This is a genomic window from Deinococcus aquaticus, assembly GCF_028622095.1.
GTDB lineage: Bacteria > Deinococcota > Deinococci > Deinococcales > Deinococcaceae > Deinococcus > Deinococcus aquaticus.
Window position 1 is genome coordinate 3,076,620 of sequence record NZ_CP115165.1, and the last position, 18,466, is coordinate 3,095,085.

At 71.0% G+C, this 18,466-nt stretch carries 19 protein-coding genes; 8 read left to right on the plus strand and 11 right to left on the minus strand.

Annotated features, from left to right (window positions below):
* Window positions 1-106 precede the first annotated feature (106 nt).
* Complete coding sequence (locus M8445_RS14835; RefSeq protein ID WP_273988741.1) at window positions 107-772, plus strand: hypothetical protein; 666 nt, start codon at window positions 107-109, stop codon at window positions 770-772.
* A gap of 75 nt (window positions 773-847) precedes the next feature.
* Here M8445_RS14835 and M8445_RS14840 read toward each other — a convergent pair whose 3' ends face one another.
* Both M8445_RS14840 and M8445_RS14845 read right to left on the minus strand, forming a co-directional pair.
* The gene (locus tag M8445_RS14840) at window positions 848-1,315 is read right to left on the minus strand and encodes an Rrf2 family transcriptional regulator (RefSeq protein ID WP_273988742.1); all 468 of its coding nucleotides are present in this window, start codon (window positions 1,313-1,315) and stop codon (window positions 848-850) included.
* A gap of 91 nt (window positions 1,316-1,406) precedes the next feature.
* On the minus strand, window positions 1,407-2,267 hold the full coding sequence (locus tag M8445_RS14845) for a DUF1028 domain-containing protein (RefSeq protein ID WP_273988744.1): 861 nt from the start codon (window positions 2,265-2,267) through the stop codon (window positions 1,407-1,409).
* 84 nt (window positions 2,268-2,351) lie between these two features.
* Here M8445_RS14845 and pyrF point away from each other — a divergent pair, with 84 nt between their 5' ends.
* Complete coding sequence (gene pyrF / locus M8445_RS14850; RefSeq protein ID WP_273988746.1) at window positions 2,352-3,152, plus strand: orotidine-5'-phosphate decarboxylase; 801 nt, start codon at window positions 2,352-2,354, stop codon at window positions 3,150-3,152.
* A gap of 147 nt (window positions 3,153-3,299) precedes the next feature.
* Here pyrF and M8445_RS14855 read toward each other — a convergent pair whose 3' ends face one another.
* The 3 genes from M8445_RS14855 to proB form a co-directional block, all read right to left on the minus strand.
* Window positions 3,300-4,187 carry a DMT family transporter gene (locus tag M8445_RS14855; protein ID WP_273988747.1) on the minus strand — a complete coding sequence of 296 codons (888 nt, stop codon included), beginning with the start codon at window positions 4,185-4,187 and terminating at the stop codon, window positions 3,300-3,302.
* Window positions 4,184-4,942 carry a glucodextranase DOMON-like domain-containing protein gene (locus M8445_RS14860; RefSeq protein WP_273988748.1) on the minus strand — a complete coding sequence of 253 codons (759 nt, stop codon included), beginning with the start codon at window positions 4,940-4,942 and terminating at the stop codon, window positions 4,184-4,186. The genes M8445_RS14855 and M8445_RS14860 overlap by 4 nt, the downstream gene beginning before the upstream one ends.
* 168 nt (window positions 4,943-5,110) lie before the next feature.
* On the minus strand, window positions 5,111-6,202 hold the full coding sequence (gene proB / locus M8445_RS14865; RefSeq protein WP_273988749.1) for a glutamate 5-kinase: 1,092 nt from the start codon (window positions 6,200-6,202) through the stop codon (window positions 5,111-5,113).
* Between the two features lie 126 nt (window positions 6,203-6,328).
* Between proB and M8445_RS14870 the strand changes: the two genes are divergently transcribed.
* Window positions 6,329-7,018, plus strand: a complete 690-nt coding sequence (locus M8445_RS14870) for a hypothetical protein (RefSeq protein WP_273988751.1) — start codon at window positions 6,329-6,331, stop codon at window positions 7,016-7,018.
* Between the two features lie 90 nt (window positions 7,019-7,108).
* Here the strand turns inward: M8445_RS14870 and M8445_RS14875 are convergent, their stop codons facing one another.
* The gene (locus tag M8445_RS14875) at window positions 7,109-7,765 is read right to left on the minus strand and encodes a TetR/AcrR family transcriptional regulator (RefSeq protein WP_273988752.1); all 657 of its coding nucleotides are present in this window, start codon (window positions 7,763-7,765) and stop codon (window positions 7,109-7,111) included.
* Window positions 7,766-8,030: 265 nt separating this feature from the next.
* Between M8445_RS14875 and M8445_RS14880 the strand changes: the two genes are divergently transcribed.
* Window positions 8,031-8,966 (plus strand): bifunctional 5,10-methylenetetrahydrofolate dehydrogenase/5,10-methenyltetrahydrofolate cyclohydrolase, encoded by a 936-nt coding sequence (locus tag M8445_RS14880; RefSeq protein WP_273988753.1) that lies wholly within the window; start codon window positions 8,031-8,033, stop codon window positions 8,964-8,966.
* Window positions 8,963-10,060: a glycosyltransferase family 4 protein gene (locus M8445_RS14885; protein ID WP_273988755.1), complete on the plus strand. Its 1,098-nt coding sequence runs from the start codon at window positions 8,963-8,965 to the stop codon at window positions 10,058-10,060. The genes M8445_RS14880 and M8445_RS14885 overlap by 4 nt, the downstream gene beginning before the upstream one ends.
* A 38-nt stretch (window positions 10,061-10,098) precedes the next feature.
* Here the strand turns inward: M8445_RS14885 and M8445_RS14890 are convergent, their stop codons facing one another.
* From M8445_RS14890 to M8445_RS14910, 5 genes are all read right to left on the minus strand, one after another.
* Window positions 10,099-11,157 carry a homoserine O-acetyltransferase family protein gene (locus M8445_RS14890; RefSeq protein ID WP_273988756.1) on the minus strand — a complete coding sequence of 353 codons (1,059 nt, stop codon included), beginning with the start codon at window positions 11,155-11,157 and terminating at the stop codon, window positions 10,099-10,101.
* A complete protein-coding gene (locus tag M8445_RS14895) occupies window positions 11,154-12,509 on the minus strand; it encodes an O-acetylhomoserine aminocarboxypropyltransferase/cysteine synthase family protein (RefSeq protein ID WP_273988757.1) in 1,356 nt (451 codons plus the stop codon). The genes M8445_RS14890 and M8445_RS14895 overlap by 4 nt, the downstream gene beginning before the upstream one ends.
* Window positions 12,510-12,858: 349 nt before the next feature.
* Window positions 12,859-13,248: a Fur family transcriptional regulator gene (locus tag M8445_RS14900; protein WP_273988759.1), complete on the minus strand. Its 390-nt coding sequence runs from the start codon at window positions 13,246-13,248 to the stop codon at window positions 12,859-12,861.
* Between the two features lie 86 nt (window positions 13,249-13,334).
* The gene (locus tag M8445_RS14905; protein ID WP_273988760.1) at window positions 13,335-14,039 is read right to left on the minus strand and encodes a hypothetical protein; all 705 of its coding nucleotides are present in this window, start codon (window positions 14,037-14,039) and stop codon (window positions 13,335-13,337) included.
* On the minus strand, window positions 14,039-14,872 hold the full coding sequence (locus tag M8445_RS14910) for a phage holin family protein (RefSeq protein ID WP_273988762.1): 834 nt from the start codon (window positions 14,870-14,872) through the stop codon (window positions 14,039-14,041). Before M8445_RS14910 ends, M8445_RS14905 begins: the two co-directional genes overlap by 1 nt.
* Window positions 14,873-14,932: 60 nt before the next feature.
* Between M8445_RS14910 and M8445_RS14915 the strand changes: the two genes are divergently transcribed.
* The 3 genes from M8445_RS14915 (at window position 14,933) to crtI (ending at window position 18,458) form a co-directional block, all read left to right on the plus strand.
* On the plus strand, window positions 14,933-15,682 hold the full coding sequence (locus M8445_RS14915) for a class I SAM-dependent methyltransferase (RefSeq protein ID WP_273988763.1): 750 nt from the start codon (window positions 14,933-14,935) through the stop codon (window positions 15,680-15,682).
* A gap of 67 nt (window positions 15,683-15,749) precedes the next feature.
* Window positions 15,750-16,637, plus strand: a complete 888-nt coding sequence (locus M8445_RS14920; RefSeq protein WP_273990941.1) for a phytoene/squalene synthase family protein — start codon at window positions 15,750-15,752, stop codon at window positions 16,635-16,637.
* Window positions 16,638-16,748: 111 nt separating this feature from the next.
* Window positions 16,749-18,458, plus strand: a complete 1,710-nt coding sequence (gene crtI, locus M8445_RS14925; RefSeq protein ID WP_273988764.1) for a phytoene desaturase family protein — start codon at window positions 16,749-16,751, stop codon at window positions 18,456-18,458.
* The last annotated feature ends 8 nt before the right edge of the window (window positions 18,459-18,466 follow it).

An 18,466-nucleotide genomic window follows, 5' to 3' on the forward strand; every position in this document is an offset into this window, starting at 1 on the left:
AGATGAGAAGGCCGCGCCGCGTTCCCCGGTCCGGGGCAGGCCACCTGAACCGAACCTGACGGGCCTCCTCACGCCGCTCAGCGCCCCGCCCGCTACGGTGGGTCTCATGAAGCGCACCCCCTCCCCCACCCTGACGCGTCTGCTGACCGGCACGCTGACGGCCCTGACCCTGGCCGTGGGCAGCGCGCAGGCCGTCACGTTCGGCGGCCTGAACGTCACGCCGCGCGGCCCGCAGAACCTGAACCTCGAAACCGGCGCGACCGACCTGCCGCAGGGCGGCACCGCCACCGACAGTCGCGGCGGCGTGAAACTGACGGCGGCCCGCATGCAATTGCAACCGGGGCAACTGCTGAGCGCGCAGGGCGCGACCATCACCACCCGGCAGGGCGGCACCCTGAAAGCCGCGCAGGTCACGTACGACCTGAAGGCTGGAACGGTCACCGCCACCGGGAACGTCACGTACGACGACGCCCGCTTCACGGCCCTCAGCGCGCCCAGCATGACCCTGAACGTCAAGACCGGCTTCGTGACCGCGCGCGGCGGCGTGAAGGCCAGCAAGCCCGCCATGACCGGCGCCGCGCTGGCCTTCGACCCCAGCACCATGCAGGCCATGCTGTCCGGCCCGTACCGCGTGAACCAGGGCACCCTGCGCGCCGACACGGCCGCCCCCGCTGGGCGCCTGCTGCTGGTGTTCAGCGCCCGCTCAGTCGTGCGCGCCACCGAGGACCCCGACAGCAGTAACCGCAACCGCTTCGAACCGTACCTGCGGTGAGTTGATGGTCGAAAGTCGATGGTTGATGGAGGGGCGTTCCTTCCATTAACCATCGACTTTTAACCTGTGCCCTGCTTACGCGTTGGGTTTCAGGAGGTGGCCGAGGCAGTGGCCGTAACTGACGCCCTGCTGCGCGTCGATCACGAGGTCCTGCACGCTGAACTCCTGCAACACGCCCAGCATGGCGTCGCGCATGCGGGTGTAGATGGTGGTGCGGGCGTGGCAGCGGTCCTCCTCGGGGCAGTGCTCGTGCCAGTTGAGGCTGATACAGGACAGCGGCGCGACCGGCCCGTCGATGGCGCGCACGACCTCGCACAGGCTGATCAGCTGCGGGCGGCGCGACAGCGCGTAGCCGCCGCCGATGCCTTTCTTGCTCTTCACGACGCCCTTGGCGGTCAGGGCCGCCAGGATGCGCACCAGGTAGGGGCGGTGAACGCCGGTCGATTCGCTGATTTCCTCGCTGGACACCCAGCGGGCCGGGTCCTGGGTGCCCAGGAATCCCAGTGCCTGAAAGGCGTACACGTCGGTGGCTGAAAGCCGCATGGCAGGCAGTGTACCGCGCCGCGCGCCCACACCACCCCAGGGTATGAGGTTGGGGGAGTGGGGACTTCAGTCGAGGGTTGTCAGTCCCGCATCAACCCTCGGCGCCGTACCGCTGCTGGAGGTACGCCAGCGCGACGGGGTCCACCTGACCGCCGGGCACCCAGCGTTCCTCCAGGTTCTCGGTGCCGAACAGTGCCCAGGCGGCCGCTTCGGTGTCGGCATCCCAGGGTCCGGCGGGCAGAGCGGCTGCGTGCCCCTGGCGGATCAGCAGGGCCCGCAGCCAGTCCAGCTGCTCCGGCGTGAGGGGACGGGTGGTTTCGGGGCGGGTGAACAGCAGGTCGTGCACGTCGAGCAGGCGGGCCAGTTCCGCGCAGGGGGCGGCGTGGTCGTCGGCGCGCAGGTTCACCCAGTCGTCGGTCAGGCCCCCGTAGCCGCGCCCGGGTCCGGCGCACAGCAGGGCGGCCGACTGACGACCCCGGCTGTCCCCTCCGGCCGCGTCGCCGGCCATCAGGGCGGCCAGCAGGCGGCGCGGCAGGGGCAGGTCCGTTCCGGCTTCCCAGGCGGCGCGCATGGCGGTCACGACGCCCGCCCCGGCCAGGATGTTGCCCTGGATCGCCACGTCCGGCGCGGCGTACCCGCCCGCCCAGGCGTGGCAGCCGGGGCCGGTGAAGGTGGCGCTGCCGCCGCTGGCGGCTACCAGCCCGAACTGCCGCTGCGCGATGCCGGGGTCGGTCGCCTGGAAGTGCGCGCTGACCGCCTGCGCGTCCAGGCCGCTGCTCAGCAGGCGCAGGCCTTCCGGGCCGAAGGTGGGGTTCACGTAACTCTGGGTGGCGACGGCGCCCACGCCGCCCTGCACGAACGGCACCAGCGCGCCCACGGCCAGGAATTTGCTGGCGACGGCCACGCCCAGGTCGCCCGTGCGGGCGTCACGGCCCACGATGGAAAAGGTCATGCGTGTCAGGGTAGCGTCTGCGCGGGGGCGTCCGGTCAGGGTGCGTGGACGGGCCGGAGGGCAGATGCGGTAGCCTCGGACCCGATGAACTTTGCGCAGGCTGTCACCGACCGAACCCGCCGCCTGAACACCCGCCTGTGCGTGGGCCTGGACCCCCGCCTAGGCGAGTACCGAGACGCCGCGCACCTGCGCGCCCACACGCTGGACGTGCTGGAGGCAACCGCACCGTACGCCGCGTGCGTCAAGCCGCAACTGGCGTTCTACGAGGCGCTGGGCCTGGAAGGAATGCGCATTCTGGAGGACGTGTGCGCGGCCGCCCGCACGCTGGGCCTGCCCGTGCTGCTGGACGCCAAACGCGGCGATATCGGCAGCACCGCGCAGGCGTACGCGCAGGGCTGGCTGACCGGACGGCACGCGGGCACGGCCCTGACCGTCAATCCCTTCCTGGGCTTCGAGACCCTGACGCCGTTCGTGGAGACGGCCCGCGTCAGTGGCGGCGCGGTGTTCGTGCTGGTCAAGACCAGCAACCCCGGACAGGCGGACCTTCAGGGGCACGGCGTCAGCGAACGCGTGGCCGACGAGATCACGCGCCTGAACGCCGCCGAGGACGGCGAGTACGCCAGTGTCGGCGCGGTCGTGGGCGCCACGCACCCGCAGGATCTCGCGGCGTTCCGCGCCCGGATGCCGCGCGCCCTGCTGCTGCTGCCGGGCCTGGGCGCGCAGGGTGCCACGGCGGCGCAACTGGCCCCCGCCTTCGATGCGGGCGGAACCGGGGCGCTGGCCAGCGCCAGCCGGGGCGTGCAGTACGCGCGGGGTCTGGACGTACCGGCCAGCGTGCAGGCCGCCCGTACCTTCCGCGACGAACTGAACGCCGCACTGGCCTAAGCGGGCAGCGTCATACGGATTCCGTCTGTTTCGTTGACAACCCGGAAACGCACCGGGTTGCCAACTCCACGCCCGGAGGGGCGTTTCTCTCCCACTCGCATCCGCTCGGATTGAATGGCTTACAGAGCCATTCAATCCGAGTCCGTATCACTCCACGGGCGGGTGCTTCTCGGCGGGTTGCAGGCTGAGCAGCAGGGCGGCCCCGATGACCAGGGCGGCGCCCAGCAGGGCCAGTGGCGCGGGACGCTCTCCGAACAGTGCGGCGGCCAGCGCGGCGGCCACGACGGGTTCCAGGCTGGCGATCACGCTGGCGCGCGTGGCGTTCAGGCGGCGCAGGCCCGCGCTGTACGCCAGGTACGCCAGGTACGTGCTGAAGAACGACAGGGCGATCAGGCTGCCCCAGGCGGGCGCGGTCTTGGCGCTGAACGTCACGAACGGCAGCAGGCACACGGCCCCCACGGGCAGCGCGACGGCCAGCAGCGCGGGCGGCGCGTACCGGTCGAAGAAGGCGCGGCCGTAGATGTAGTACAGCGAGTACGTGAACCCGGCCGTCAGGCCCAGGCCCAGCGCGGCCGGGCTGACGGTCACGCCCTGCCCCCCGCCCAGGCTGATCAGGCCGATGCCGCCCAGCGTGCCGCCGATGGCGAGGGCCTCGCGCCGGCCCAGGCGTTCGCGCCACGCCGCCCAGCCGATCAGGGCGACGAAGGCGGGCGCGGTGTACAGCAGCACGCTGGCGAGGCTCGCGCCGCCCGCCCGGACGGCCAGCTGGTAACTGCCGTAGAACACGCTGACGCCCGCCACGCCGAACGCGGCCGTGACGAGCAGGTCCCGGCCGCGTGGCAGGGGCGCGCGGATCACGGCCGTGTGCAGCGCGTACAGCCCTCCGGCCAGGGCGGCGCGCCAGAACGCGACTTCCAGCGGGGCGATCCCGGCCGCCTGCGCCTGCTTGCCCAGGATGCCCAGCAGGCCCCACAGGACGGCGGCGGTCAGGATCAGCAGCGGCGCGGGAATCAGGGCGCGGGGCGCGGCGGTCATGAACGGGACGGGCCGCGCCACACGACGGCGGTGGCGATCACGGTGATCAGCAGTCCCAGGCCGCCCAGAACGATCAGGGCGATGCTGACCCAGTCGCGCGTTTCGCCCACGGCGGCCAGGGTGTCGTTCGTGAAGGCCTGCGTGTCCCCGGCGGCGGCCAGCACGTCGACCGGGGTGGGTGCGCCAGTCCGGCCGGCCTGAAGCGCGGTCGGCTGGGTGCCCGGCCCGGGTTTCAGGAGTCCGCCCGCGGACAGGGGCGTGTACACGCTGTTAGTGACCCAGTAGCCGTAGTTCCCGGTGGGCACGGCCGTGTCGATGATCAGGCTGGTGCCCTGCACCTGCACGGTCGGGGCGGCGCGGGTGGTCAGGGTGCCCAGGGTGTTCGCTTCGTGCAGGGTGGCGCCGGTGCCCGTGACTCGCAGGTGGTACTGCCAGCCGCCCTGCTCGCGGACGCGCAGGCCAGTATCGGCCAGCACCTGCTGCCCGCCCAGCGCACCCTTGATAAAGATATCGGTGACGCCGGCGCTGAAGCCGCTGGGGGCGTTCCAGGGGTTGCCCATCTGCCCGAAACTGACGGTAAAGCGCATGGTGTCGCCGCTGCTGTCGGCGGCGAAGGCGCGCAGGTCCAGCATCTCGGCCGTGACGGCAGGCCGGGTGGGAAGGATGTACCCGCCGTCACCGCGCGCGTCTCCGGCGGGGTCGGCGATGGTCAGCTGGGAGGCGAGCAGCGGGATGGAGAGCATGGGCAACAGCACGCACGGCAGTATAGGCGGCGCTGCGGGCGCTGCGTGTGGGCCGCGTGCGCCCGCACAGGCGCGGGCCCGGAGCGCCGCCGACGGGCGCCGACTGTGGGGGCCTGACGGCGGCAAGTACAAGTACAGGTGAATTGAACGGCTTGACAGGCCGTTCAATCGGAGTCCGTATTACAGGCGCACGAGGTCGTCGCGGTGCACGGCTTCCGGGCCGTACGTGAAGCCCAGCAGGCCCTCGATGTCGCGGGAGTGGTGCCCGGCCAGGCGGGTCAGGTCCGCCGAGGCGTAGCGGGTCAGGCCGCGCGCGATCTCGTGGCCGTCCGGGTCGATCAGGCGGATGGTGTGCCCCCGCCGGAAGGTGCCCTCGACCTGCGTGATCCCGGCAGGCAGCAAGCTCCCGCCGCGTTCGCGGACGGCGCGGGCCGCCCCGGCGTCCAGCAGGACGCGCCCGGCGGCGATCTCGGCCAGAATCCAGCGTTTGCGGGCTTCCAGGCGGGTGCCGGCGGCCAGGAAGCGGGTGCCGATGGCCTCGCCGCCCACGATGCGGACCAGGGCGTCCGGCGCGTCACCGGGCGCGATCACGACGGGGGTGCCGGCGCGCGTGGCGATCTCAGCCGCCTGGATCTTGGTGTGCATGCCGCCCGTGCCGCGGTGCGATCCGGCCCCTCCGGCGCGGGCCCAGACGTCCGGGGTCACGCGTTCCACGATCGGGATCAGTGTGGCCGTGGGGTCGCTGCGGGGGTCGGCGGTGTACAGGCCGGGCGCGTCGGTCAGGATGACCAGCAGGTCCGCCTCGGTCAGGTTCGCCACGAACGCCGAGAGGGTGTCGTTGTCCCCGACCTTGATCTGCTCCAGCGCGACGGCGTCGTTCTCGTTGATGATCGGCATGACGCCCCGCGCGAGGCAGGCGTCCAGGGTGGTGCGGGCGTTCAGGTAGCGGGTGCGGTCACGGAAGTCGTCGGCGGTCAGCAGGACCTGCGCGACCGGCAGGCCGTACAGGTCCGCCAGTTGCGCGTACGTGTGCATCAGGCGGCCCTGCCCGACGGCGGCCAGCAGTTGCTTCTCGGCCAGGGTGCGGTCGCGCGGCGGGAAGCCCAGCGCCTCCCAGCCGGCCAGGACGGCGCCGCTGGTGACCAGGACGGCCTCGTGCCCGGCGGCGCGCACGGCGGCCAGGCCGCGCATCAGGTCCACCAGTCGGGGGCGGTGCAGGCGGTCCGTGCCGGCGGTCAGGACGCTGGTGCCGAGTTTCAGTACTACGCGCATACCAGCGCAGGATACGCGCCGCGCCGGGCCGCCCCTGCCGCGCACAGGCAGACAGACCCCGCGTGACCCGCCGCGCCCTGCCTTCCGTCAGGTTCCGGTCAGAGTGCAGGCGCTATGAACAGGGCAGTGTTGAAACGTGACCTTCTTTTCGCTGTGATGGGCGGCGCGGCGCTCCTGACGGGCGTGGCGGCCGCGCAGACGGACCCGCCCCGGCCTGCACCGGACCCGGCGCTGGGGCCGCTGGAGGGCGTGCGGCGCTTCATGACGTCCTTTCAGCCGGCGCCGGGCGAGGCGTCCCTGCTGGCCTACGCCCGCCAGGAGGGGCTGGACTGGGCGGCCACGCAGAACCTGTTCGGAACGCAACTGACCGATCCGGGCAACCACTACCTGGAGTGGCGGGGCCTGAGTAACCGCGCGGGCGGCGCGGTGTTCACGACCGTGCGGGCCGCGACGTTCCTGCGCGCCGGGCAGGCGCTGCTGGTCCTGAATCGCGAGTGGTGCGCGGCCGGGCAGTGTCAGGTACGGCACGTGTTCGCGTGGCAGAGTGCGGGCATGTGGAAGGTCGTGCCGGAGGCCAGCGTGATTCCGGCCCTGCGTGACGAGGAGTTCACCGTGGGCCGCGCGCCCGCGTGCCTGCGCGGCGTGCCGCTGGGCGTGCAGTACCTTCCGGCGCGGCTGGGCACGACCCTGAACGTGCTGCCGCTGGTGCCGGAAGCCGCGCGGCGGGCCTGTGAGGCGGCGGGCGTGAACCTCAGCGCCGCGACCCGGCCTGTCACGCTGAACTGGACCGTCTCGGTCGGCAAGTTCCGCCGCTGAGCCGCAGAGCAGCAGGGTTCACCGCAAACAAGCGTCAAGCGCCAGACACACGGCGTTCTGGCGCTTTCACTCTCCTGAAAAGGCGGCGCTTTACTGTCCGGCGGTGTCCTGCGCGGCGAGGTGATCCACGACCGAGCGCAGGGCCAGTTCGAACTCGCTCTGGAAGGTCCACTGGGCGTCCTGGGTGGGTTCGCCGGTCTGGGGGTCCAGGCCGGGCAGGGACTCGCTGAACTGCTGCCAGCCGATCGCCACGGCGTACAGGTGCCGCAGGATGCGCAGCGTGGTGGGCGGGCTGTACGGCATGTGCTCGACCAGTCGGCCCAGCTGGGCGTCCAGGTCGCGGCGGAATTCGGTGGCCAGTTCCGGGCGCACGTTGCGTTCCAGCACGGTGCCCAGCAGCACCAGCAGGCGGCGCAGCGGGGTCAGGGTCTCGCTGGAGTCCAGCAGGGCGTCGCTGACCTGGGTGGGCGTGCGGGGCTGGCGTTCGCGCAGAATCTCGGCGGTGCGGGTGATCCAGGCGTTCAGGTGTTCGCTGAGCAGCGCCAGGAACAGTTCTTCCTTGGTGTCGAAGTACAGGTACAGGGTGCCCTTGGCCAGCCGGGCTTCGCGCGCCACCTGATTCATGCTCAGGTCGGCGTAGGCGGTGGTGGTCCAGAGGCGTTCGGCCGCACGCAGGATGTCGTCCCGGCGGCGGTTCTTTTCTTCTGCGCTGCGGGCGCGGGCGGGGCGGGGGGCGTCAATGACCATCTGGACAGAAGATAGGCCTACGCTGTGGCGGCCGCTGTGAAGGTCTTCACGTATCCCCCCCCAGGGGATCAGAAACCACCCGAAATGAGCCTTTTTACATCAAACGACACCGGTTGGTTAAGACCACCTGTAGACCTCGACTACCGTTCCGGGCAGCACACCCCCGGTCAAACGACCGCCCGCCGCACCCACAGGCAAATCGGTATGCTGTCCCGGACGCCCGCCGCCCGGCCCCCCAACTCCCCTCTCACGATCGGATTCCCAGATGCCCACACCAGATTCCCCCACCCCGGCCCACGACACCCCGGCTCACGACACCCCGGCCCAGGACACGGCCACTGCGCCCACGCTCCTGACCGGCGCCCTGACCGGCAAGGCGCTGGCCGATCAGGTCACGCGCGGCGTGAAGGCCGACCTGCACGCCTGGGAGTTCCGCCCGCACCTCGTCAGCGTGCTGGCCAGCGGCGACCCGGCCTCCCGCGTGTACGTGGACAGCAAGGCCCGCCGCGCCGAACGCCTGGGCGTGCAGTTCACCGCCCGCGACCTGGGGGACACCCTGACCGACGCTGCCCTGCACGCCGCGCTGGACGAACTGTCCGCCGATCCTGGCGTGCACGGCATCATGCTGGAACTCCCGCTCGCCCCCGGCCTGGACGCCGACGCCGCCCTGCTGCGACTCGCGCCCCGCAAGGACGTCGAGGGCCTCAGTCCCGCCAACCTCGCCCTGATCGCCGCCGGGCGTGAGGCCGAGGCGCTGCTGCCGCCCACGCCGCGCTCTATCCGCTTCCTGCTGCGCGCCGCGCTGGGTGACGACCTGCGCGGCCTGAATATCGCCGTGATCGGCCCCGGACGTACCGTGGGCCGCCCCCTGACCTTCATGCTGAACAACCGGGGCGCGACCGTCACGCTCTGCAACGAACACACCCGCGACCTGGGCCGCGTGCTGGCCCCCATGAACGCCATCGTGGTCGCCGTGGGCCGCGCCGGACTGCTGCGCCCGGAACACGTGCAGCCGCACCACGTCGTGATCGACGCCGGCATCAACGTGCAACCCGGCGGGGTCGTTGGGGACGCCCTGCCGGACCTGCCCGTGCACGCGCAGTCACCCGTGCCGGGCGGCGTGGGCCCACTGACCAGCGCCCTGATGTACCAGAACCTCGTGCGCGCCGTGAAACTCCAGCGCGGCGAGCCCGTCGAGTGACGCCGCAACACACGACCCGCGTGGCGTTCATGACCGACGCGCCGCGCGTGGCAGGCAGCGAGGTCTGGCTGCTGGACGTGCTGCCGCTGCTGCCCGCGCACGGCCTGAACCCCACGGTGTTCCTGCCGCACGGCGAGGCGCTGGATGAACTCGCCCGCCGCTTCGGGGAGGCCGGGGTGCCCGCCCGGCGGTACGACGACCTGAAGGCCATCACGGCCGACCTGAACAGCTTCGACCTGCGGGTCGTGCAGGCCTGGGACCCCGGCACGTACCGCGCACTGGACACCCTGCGCGCCCCCCGCGTGGCCGTGGTGCACGATCAGCTGGACTACCACTACCCGGCCGGACTGAAGGGCTGGTACCGGCAGGTGTACCGCGCGACCAAACTGGGCGGCCTGCGCCGCGCCGATTCGGTCGTGACCGTCTCGCAGTGGGGGCAGGCCTTCTTGCAGGGCACCATGGGTCTGCCCCGCGTGGGCGGCCTGACGAACGGCGTGAACCCGGACCGCTACCAGCCCGCCCCGCCCGCCGGGCGCGCCGCACTGCGCGCCCGCCTGGGCTTCAGCGGCTTCACGGTGCTGGTGCCCGGCCGGTTCGCACCGGAGAAGAACCAGCTGGCGGCCGTGCTGGCGGCCCGGCACGCTCCGGACCTGAACTTCGTGTTCGCGGGCGACATGGATTCCAGCGTGGGAAGCGCGGCCCGCACCCTGACCCGCGCGCTGCGCCTGCGCAACGTGACCTTCCTGGGCCGCCGCTGGGACCTGCCGGACCTGTACCGCGCCGCCGACGCGCTGCTGCAACCCACCCTGGCCGAGAACCAGTCGCTGGTCACGCTGGAGGCCATGGCGTCGGGCCTGCCGGTCGTGACCACGCCCATTCCGGCGCAGGCCGAACTGATCCGCGACGGCGTGGACGGCCTGCTGGTCCCGCCCGTTCCGCACCTGCTGGCGCGCGCCCTGCGGGCCATGGCGGCCCACCCTGACCGCACGGCGCAGTTCGGAGTGCAGGCCCGCCAGCGCGTGCTGGAGCGGCACACCCTGACCGGCACGGCGGCGCAGGTGGCGGCGCTGCTGCGCTCCTGCCTGCCGGACTGATCAGGCCAGACTGACCGGATTCACCGGCCCCGTTCCCTTCAGGCGCTCAGGAAGGCGCTGACCAGTGTGGGCAGGGGGCCGGGGTCCATCAGGAAGGCGTCGTGCCCGTGAATGGAGTTCAGTTCAAGGTAACGGGCGCGGGGCAGCAGGGCCGCGCCGGCCTTCACCTCGGCGGGGGGGTACAGGACGTCGCTGCTGATCCCGACGACCAGGGTGGGCGTCTGGATGGTGCGCAGGTCGTCGTCGGTGGGCTGGAAGGCGTCCATGGCGCCGGTCAGGGCCACGTAACTGCGTTCGCAGAAGCGCGCCTGGAGTTTCTCACCGTGGTGGTGCAGGTAACTGGTGATGGCGGGCAGTCCGGGCACGCGCTGGCCGGTCTGCGTGACGGCGAAACTGTCGGGGCTGCGGTACGAGAGCATGGCGATCTGCCGGGCGACGTTCAGGCCTTCCCCGCCGGGCGCGGCGCGGATGGCGCTGCGGGCGGCGGTGTTCAGGCCGATGGCCCACGGCGAGTGCCGCGCCGGGGCGCCGATGATCACGGCGCGTTCCACGAGGTCCGGGCATTCCAGCAGCCAGGCGTAGGCGAGCATGCCGCCCATGCTGGCGCCCACGATCCGCACGCGGGTCACGCCCAGGTGTTCGAGCAGCGCGCGGCCGGTGCGGGCCATGTCGCGCAGGGTCAGGGGCGCGTCGGCCCCGGCCACGCGGGGCAGGTCGGCGGGACCGGTCGTACCGGCGCAGCCGCCCAGCACGTTCGCGCAGATCACGTAATCACGCGTGGGGTCCAGGGGGCGGCCCTCGCCCAGGAAGTCCGGCCACCACTCGTGCACGGCGCTCGTGCCGGTCAGGGCGTGCAGGACGAGGGTGGCGGTGGGTTGCGGCGTGCCGTACGTGTGGTACGTGACGGTCACGTCGTTCACAGGCTGTCCGCAGTCGAGCAGCAGGGGCGCGTGCCGGAACAGACGGGCAGTCTGCGCGGCGGGGGTCAGGTCAGGCTGGCCCGCCTGACATCGGTCCGTGGCGGCCGTCCCGTCGTCCGCTTCGGCGGTCGCGGGGACCGGGAGGTGGACCTGGGCCGGGTGCGTCTGGGCGGTCACTGCGCCACTCCTGGTTGCGCGGCTTCCGGCTGAACGGCTTCCGCTTCGGTCAGCGCGGCGGCCAGCGCCTGCGCGAAGTCGTCGCGGATGTCGTCGATGTGCTCGATGCCCACCGACACGCGCACCAGTCCGGGCGTGACGCCCGCCGCCGCCTGCGCCTCGGCACTCAGCTGGCTGTGGGTGGTGCTGGCCGGGTGAATGACCAGCGTGCGGGTGTCCCCGACGTTCGCCACGTGCTGCGCGAGGTTCACGGCGCGGATGAACGCCTCGCCCGCCGCGCGCCCGCCACGCAGTTCGAAGGTCAGGACCGCGCCCGCCCCGCGCGGCAGGTAATGCTGCGCGCGGTCGTAGTGCGGGTGATTACTCAGGCCGGGGTACGTGACGCGCGCCACGTCCGGGTGGGCTGCCAGCCACGACGCGAGCGCCAGGGTGTTCTGCGCGTGCCGCTCGGCGCGCAGGCTCAGGGTCTCCAGGCCCTGAATGAACTGCCACGCCTGCTGCGGGGCCAGGGTGGGGCCCAGGTCGCGTAGGCCCTCGGTGCGGGCGCGGGTGATGAACGCCACGTTCGGCAGGCCCAGCGGGTTACCCTCCCCGAACGTCTCCCAGAAGTTCAGGCCGTGGTAACTGGGGCTGGCCTCGGTCATCAGGGGGTAACGGCCGTTGCCCCAGTCGAAGGTGCCGCCGTCCACGATCACGCCGCCGATGCCGTTGCCGTGCCCGCCGATCCACTTGCTGGCCGAGTGCAGCACCACGTCCGCGCCGTGCCGCAGCGGCTGGCAGTAGTACCCGCCCGCGCCGAAAGTGTTGTCCACGAACACCGCGACCCCCTGGGCGTGCGCGGCGGCCGCGATCGCCTCGAAATCCGGGATGTTCAGGGCCGGGTTCCCGATGGTTTCCAGGTACACGGCGCGGGTGTGGTCGTCGATCAGGGCCGTGAATTCCTCCGGGCGTTCCTCACGGCTGGTGAAGCGCACCTCGATCCCCAGGCGGCGTAGGGTCACGCGGAACTGGTTGACGGTCCCGCCGTACAGGTTCGGGCTGGACACGATGTTATCCCCGGCCTGCGCGACGTTCGTGATCGCCAGGAACTGCGCGGCGTGCCCACTGGCGACCGCCAGCGCGCCCACGCCACCCTCCAGGGCCGCGACCCTCTGCTCGAACACGGCGTTCGTGGGGTTCATGATGCGGCTGTAGATGTTCCCGAACGCCCGCAGGCCGAACAGGTCGGCGGCGTGCTCGGGGGACTGGAACACGTAACTGTTCGTGGCGTAGATGGGCGTCTGCTGCGCCCCGGTGGTCGGGTCCGGCTGCTGACCGGCGTGAACCTGCAACGTTTCAAATTTGTGCGCCATGACGTGCGCCTCCTCGGTGGGGACCGTGGGACGCCGCCTGTGTAAAAGGACCGCGCCCCTGCTCGTGGGTTGCGAGAAGGGGCGCTGAAACGAATCAACCGCGTGACCTTCCCTCTTGGTCCCTCCCGGCGGTCATCGTTGACCCGCGGCGGATGGGCTGGCCTTGGCACCGTGACGCGATGAGGTCCGGTTGCCGCGCCGTCTACGAGCCAGTTCTCTCGGGCGCTCTGAAGTGGGTCGCTCCACGCAGGAGCTACCGCGCAGCCTAGCGTCCCGGGCCGCCCAGGGTCAAGGGCGTAGAGACCGGGAGCGCGGGGCAAAAGCGGCAGGCCGCCATGTGGTTGGCGGGTCAGCCGGGCTGCGCCGCGCAGTCGGGGCACTGGCCGTACAGGGTGACCTCGTGGGCGCGGACAATGAATCCGCCGGGGTAGACGGTGCCGCTGGGCAGTGCGACCGGGCAGGTGTGCAGCGTGAAGACGCGGCCGCAGTCCTGGCAGGAGAAGTGGTGATGGTGGCCCTGGCCGCTGGCCTCGTAGAGGGTTTCGCCGTCGAGCGTGACGGGGTGGATGCGGCCCTGGTCGGTCAGGAGTTTCAGGGTGCGGTACACGGTGGCGATGCCCAGGCCCGGCAGGTCGCTCCGCGCGCGGTCGTGCACGTCGGCAACGGCCAGTGGTCCCTGGGCGGCCTGCATGATGCGGGTGATCACATCGCGCTGGCGGGTGCTGCGGGTGGCGGTCATGGCCGCAGGCTAGCACTCCTGATCGGGGCGTATCAAAAAGCAGCCCACCTTTGATGGGTGGACTGCTGGATGGGCGGCAGCGGTGTTCAGCGGCGGTTGGGGTTGCCCATCTCGTCGGGCGCGATGGGGCTGCCGACGGCTTTGGCGTCCACATGGCTGGCCGGGGCGGGTTTCACGCCGGGGTGCGCCGGGGTACCCAGTGCGGGGGGCACGCTGCCCTCGGCGGGCGCCTGCTGCGCGTAGCTCTGCACGGACTGGGCGGCGGGCGCGGTCTGCTGGCCGGCGGGGGCCTTGGTGAAGTTCACGGCGGCGGTGGAGGGAACGCTGCCCAGGGTGCTGGCGGCGCTACGGGCGGGCGTGCCGGTGGCACGGGCGGGCGCGGCGGGCTTACCGCTGCCGGCTGGCTGTCCGGATTTCTCCAGCATGCTGTCCGCAAACTGTTCCAGGCGGGGAGTGACCACGCGGTCCATGACGGTCTTGAAGGCCAGGGTGCCCAGCGTGGCGACGAGTGCGCCGCCCACGCCGCCGCTACCCTTGTGGGACTTCTGCGCTTTCATGAGGGCTTTCTGGTGTTTGGCGGGGCTGGCGGCGTCCACGTACACTTTCTTGCTGCGCTTGAACTGCCGGCCGACGACCATGCCGATCACGGCGCCCACGGCGGACGCGCCACCGAGCATCTTCAGCGGGTCTTTTTGCAGGTTGACCTGCAGGCTGGCCTGCTGGGTCAGGGCGTCCACGCTGTTTTTCAGGCGTTCACGGGCTTCCTCGCGTTCCGTGAGGTACTCGGCCATCAGGACTGCCCTCCTTTTTTCATGTCGTCGCGGAAGGTCGCGGCGGTGCTGACGGGAATGCCGGGGGCGTCTTTCAGCACGACGGGTTCCTGAAGGTTGGGGTCGTGGTGGTGCCCGTGGGTGCCACCGCGGTGGCCTTCACCAGCGTCGCTGCCGTCGATCTGCTTGTTCAGGCCGCTGCCGTAGTTGGCGGGTTCGCCGCCGGGTTTGCTTTCGTACACGGGGACGGTGATCTCGCCGCCTTCGATGCGGACGGTGGCGGTGCCGCTGCCCTCGCGGGTCACGCGGTTCTCGCCGGCGGCGTGGTTGCTGGCGTCCCGCCCGATGTCGACGCGGGGGCCGTTGGGGTTGTAGGCGTCACGCTCGGTGGAGCCGCCGGTGCTGTGGGTGCCGGCGTTGTGCGTCATGTGGCTGGCTGCGCCGGTGGCGGGGATGGCCTTGCTGGTGCCGGAGCTGACGGCCGGGGCGGTGTCGCTGTCGGTATCGGAGCGGCGGGAGCGGGGTTCGTTCATCTGCACCTCGGTGCCGAGTTTCTTGATGCCCAGGAAGATCAGTGCGCCGGTCACGGCGAAGCTCAGCAGGGCGATGATCAGCGCGGCGGCCCACGCGCCCAGGCCCAGGCGCATCAGGCCGTAGAACACGGCCAGGATGATGAAGACCAGACCCAGGATCAGCGGGCCGGTGGAGGCCAGCAGCAGCACGGCGCCGATGCCCTTGGCCTTGGCGATTTCTCCGGCTTTGCGGGCCACGGCGTTGATCTCGGATTTCACGAGGGTCAGGCCAGCGTCGAACACGTCGACCAGCGCGCCCCCCATACTCTTGCGTTCTTCCATGCTTTCCCTCCAGGTACCCTCACGAAACGTGAACAGCGGGCCTCAATGCTTATCAGCATAATGAACCCTGTGAGCCGCTCTGTGCAGGGACAAGAAAATCTCAACCCGGACCCATCTTCCGGCGCGGGCGGTTCCGGGCCGCTGCTCAGCGCCGCGCAGCGCAGCAATCTGCTGCCACTGACCGCCGCCGGGTACGCGTGGTGGCGCGCGCGGTCCCTGCGGTCGCTGGGCGCGGATTTCACGCTGGAGCGCGAGGCGGCGCTGTTCCGGGCGCTGTGCCGCCCGCAGGCCGGTCAGGACTGGCTGGACGTGGGCACCAGCGCGGGCTTCTACGCGGGCGTGCTGGCCCGCGCGGACTGCCGGGTGCTGGCTGTGGACCTGAGCGCCCCGATGCTGCGTGAGGGAGCGAAGCGCGAACCGGACGCCCGGATCGACTGGGCGCAGCTGAACATGGAGCGTAGCGACCTGCCGCCCGCCTCGTTCGACGGGGTGACGGTCGGCGCGACCCTGAACGAGACGCGCGGCCCGGCGGCCCTGCTGGCCGAGTGCGCGCGGGTGCTGCGGCCCGGCGGGCAGTTGTGGCTGATGTACCTGCGCCGCACGGGCGGACCCCTTCAGGCGGTGTTCGAGCGGCCGAAGGCGGGCGGCCTGAACTTCCCGGACCCCGCGTGGGTGGGGCGGCACCTGCCGGGCCTGATCCGCACGGACGGCCTGAGTGCGGGGGCCGTGCAGTTCGAGCGGTACGTGAAGGGCACCGACCCGCAGGGTGCCCATGGGGCCGCCGGCCGTGGCGTGTGGGAAACTCTGTAAGAATGCGTGACGTTTCCCCCACAGGCGGCCCCTACACTCGGGAGCAAGGAATCCAACCGTGACTGACGTGACCTTCACTCCCCCTACTGGCACCGCCCTGATCCAGGCGGTCGCGCACTGCCAGGACATCACGCGGGAGCACAGCAAGACCTTCTATCTTGGCTCGCGGTTCTTTCCGGCGCAGCAGCGCCGGGCCGTGTGGGCCGTGTATGCCGCCTGCCGCGACGGCGACGATATCGTCGACGAGCGCAGCGGTGAGGCGGCCCGCGCCGGACTGGACGACTGGTGGGCGCGCACGCAGGCGGCTTTCGCGGGCCGGCCCGGTGAGCATCCCATCGACACGGCCCTGTCGTGGGCAGCGCTCAGTTACCCCATTCCGCTGTCCGCCTTTGCCGAGCTGCACGACGGACTGCGCATGGACCTCGCCGGGCACGAGTACCGGACGATGGACGACCTGATCCTGTACTGCCGGCGCGTGGCGGGCGTGGTGGGGTTCATGATCGCGCCGGTCAGCGGGTACAGCGGCGGCGAACGCACCCTGCACGCCGCGCTGATGCTGGGGCAGGCCATGCAACTGACCAACATCCTGCGTGATGTGGGCGAGGACCTGCGCCGGGGCCGGGTGTACCTGCCGGAAACGCTGCTGCTGCAGTACGGCGTGACCCGCGCCGACCTGGAACGCGGGGTGGTCACGCCCGGGTACCGCGCGCTGATGGAGCACCTGTCGGGACTGGCGCGGGACTGGTACGCGCAGGGCCGCGCCGGAATTCCCTGCCTGCACGGCAGCGCCCGGCTGGCCGTGGCGACGGCCGCGCGTGCCTACGAGGGCATTCTGGACGACCTGGCGCGCAACGACTTCGATAATTTCGGCCGGCGGGCGCACGTGAGCGGCACGCGCAAACTGATGATGCTGCCGCGCGCGTGGTGGGAGTTACGGTCGGCCCCTGTTCCCTGAGCTTCCCGCGCCGCCAGTCACCCCAGTCCAGGCCAGTTCATTTCAGCGCCGTTCATCAACGCCAACTTCATCCATCCTGATCACGCCGCGCTGAGCGGCGGAGGTACTTCCATGACTGCTTCCACGGTTTCCACTACTCCTGGCAAACGCAAGACCGCGCTGATCATCGGTTCCGGTATCGGCGGCCTGAGCCTCGGCATTCGCCTGCAATCGCTGGGTTTCGATACGACCATCCTTGAGCGGCTGGACAAGGCGGGCGGGCGCGCGTACCAGAAACGCACCGAGGACGGGTACGTGTTCGACATGGGGCCGACCGTGATCACGGTGCCGCACTTCATCGAGGAACTGTTCGCGCTGGAACGCGACGCCGGGATGCTGGGCGGGGCGGATTACCCCCCGGCGGTGCTGGCCCCGGACGCCCGCGTGCGCGAGGGCGAGAGCGGCGGCCCGCGCACGCGCGAGTACGTGAACCTCGTGCCGATCCTGCCCTTCTACCGCATCTACTTCGATGACGGCACCTTCTTCGATTACGACGGCGATCCGGTCAGCACCCGCCGCCAGATCGGCGAACTGGCCCCCGAGGACCTCGCCGGGTACGAGCGTTTTCATGACGACGCCCGCGCCATCTTCGAGCGCGGCTTCCTGGAACTGGGGTACACGCACTTCGGGGATGTGGCGACCATGCTGAAGGTCGTGCCGGACCTGATGCGCCTGGACGCCGTGCGCACCCTGTTCAGCTTCACCGGCAAGTACTTCACGAACCCCAAGATGCAGCAGGTGTTCTCGTTCGAGACGCTGCTGGTCGGCGGGAACCCCCTGAGCGTGCCCGCCATCTACGCCATGATTCATTTTGTAGAGAAGACCTGGGGCATCCACTACGCCATGGGCGGCACGGGCGCGCTGGTGCAGGGCTTCGTGCGCAAATTCCAGGAACTCGGGGGGCGCATCGAGTACGGGCAGGGCGTGCAGGAGATCCTGGTCACGGACGACCGGGGCCGCCCGGTCCGGCACCCGCTGGGGCGGCGCGTGGCGCGCGGCGTGCGGCTGGAGAGCGGGCAGGAACGCCATGCGGACATCGTGGTCAGTAACGGCGACTGGGCGAACACGTACCTCAAGCGCCTGCCGGCCGCCGCGCGCCTCGTGAACAGCGACCTGCGCGTGAAGGCCGCCCGCCAGAGCATGAGCCTGCTGGTCATCTACTTCGGGTTCCGCAAAACCGACACGGACCTGAAACTGCGTCACCACAACATCATCCTGGGGCCGCGCTACCAAGAACTGCTGACCGAGATCTTCGGGAAGAAGGTGCTGGGCCGCGACTTCAGCCAGTACCTGCACGTGCCCACCCTGACCGACCCCAGCCTCGCGCCGGAAGGGCACCACGCGGCGTACACGCTGGTGCCGGTGCCGCACAACGCCAGCGGCCTGGACTGGACGGTGGAAGGCCCGAAACTGGTCGAGCGGGTGTACACCTTCCTGGAGGAACGCGGGTACATCCCGGACCTGCGCGCCCGCCTGACGCACAGCGAGTTCATCACGCCCGACTACTTTGAGGGCACGCTGGACAGCTACCTGGGCAACGCCTTCGGCCCGGAGCCGACGCTGATCCAGAGTGCGTTCTTCCGCCCGCACAACCGCAGCGAGGACGTGGGCAACCTGTACATGGTCGGCGCGGGCGCGCAGCCCGGCGGCGGGACGCCCAGCGTGATGATGAGCGCCAAGATGACGGCTCGCCTGATCGCGCAGGACTTCGGGATTCACCCCAGCGTGCGCGACGGCGTGCCCGCCACGGAAGGCAGCGGCGCAGAGAGCGCGGCCGACTGATCCAGCAC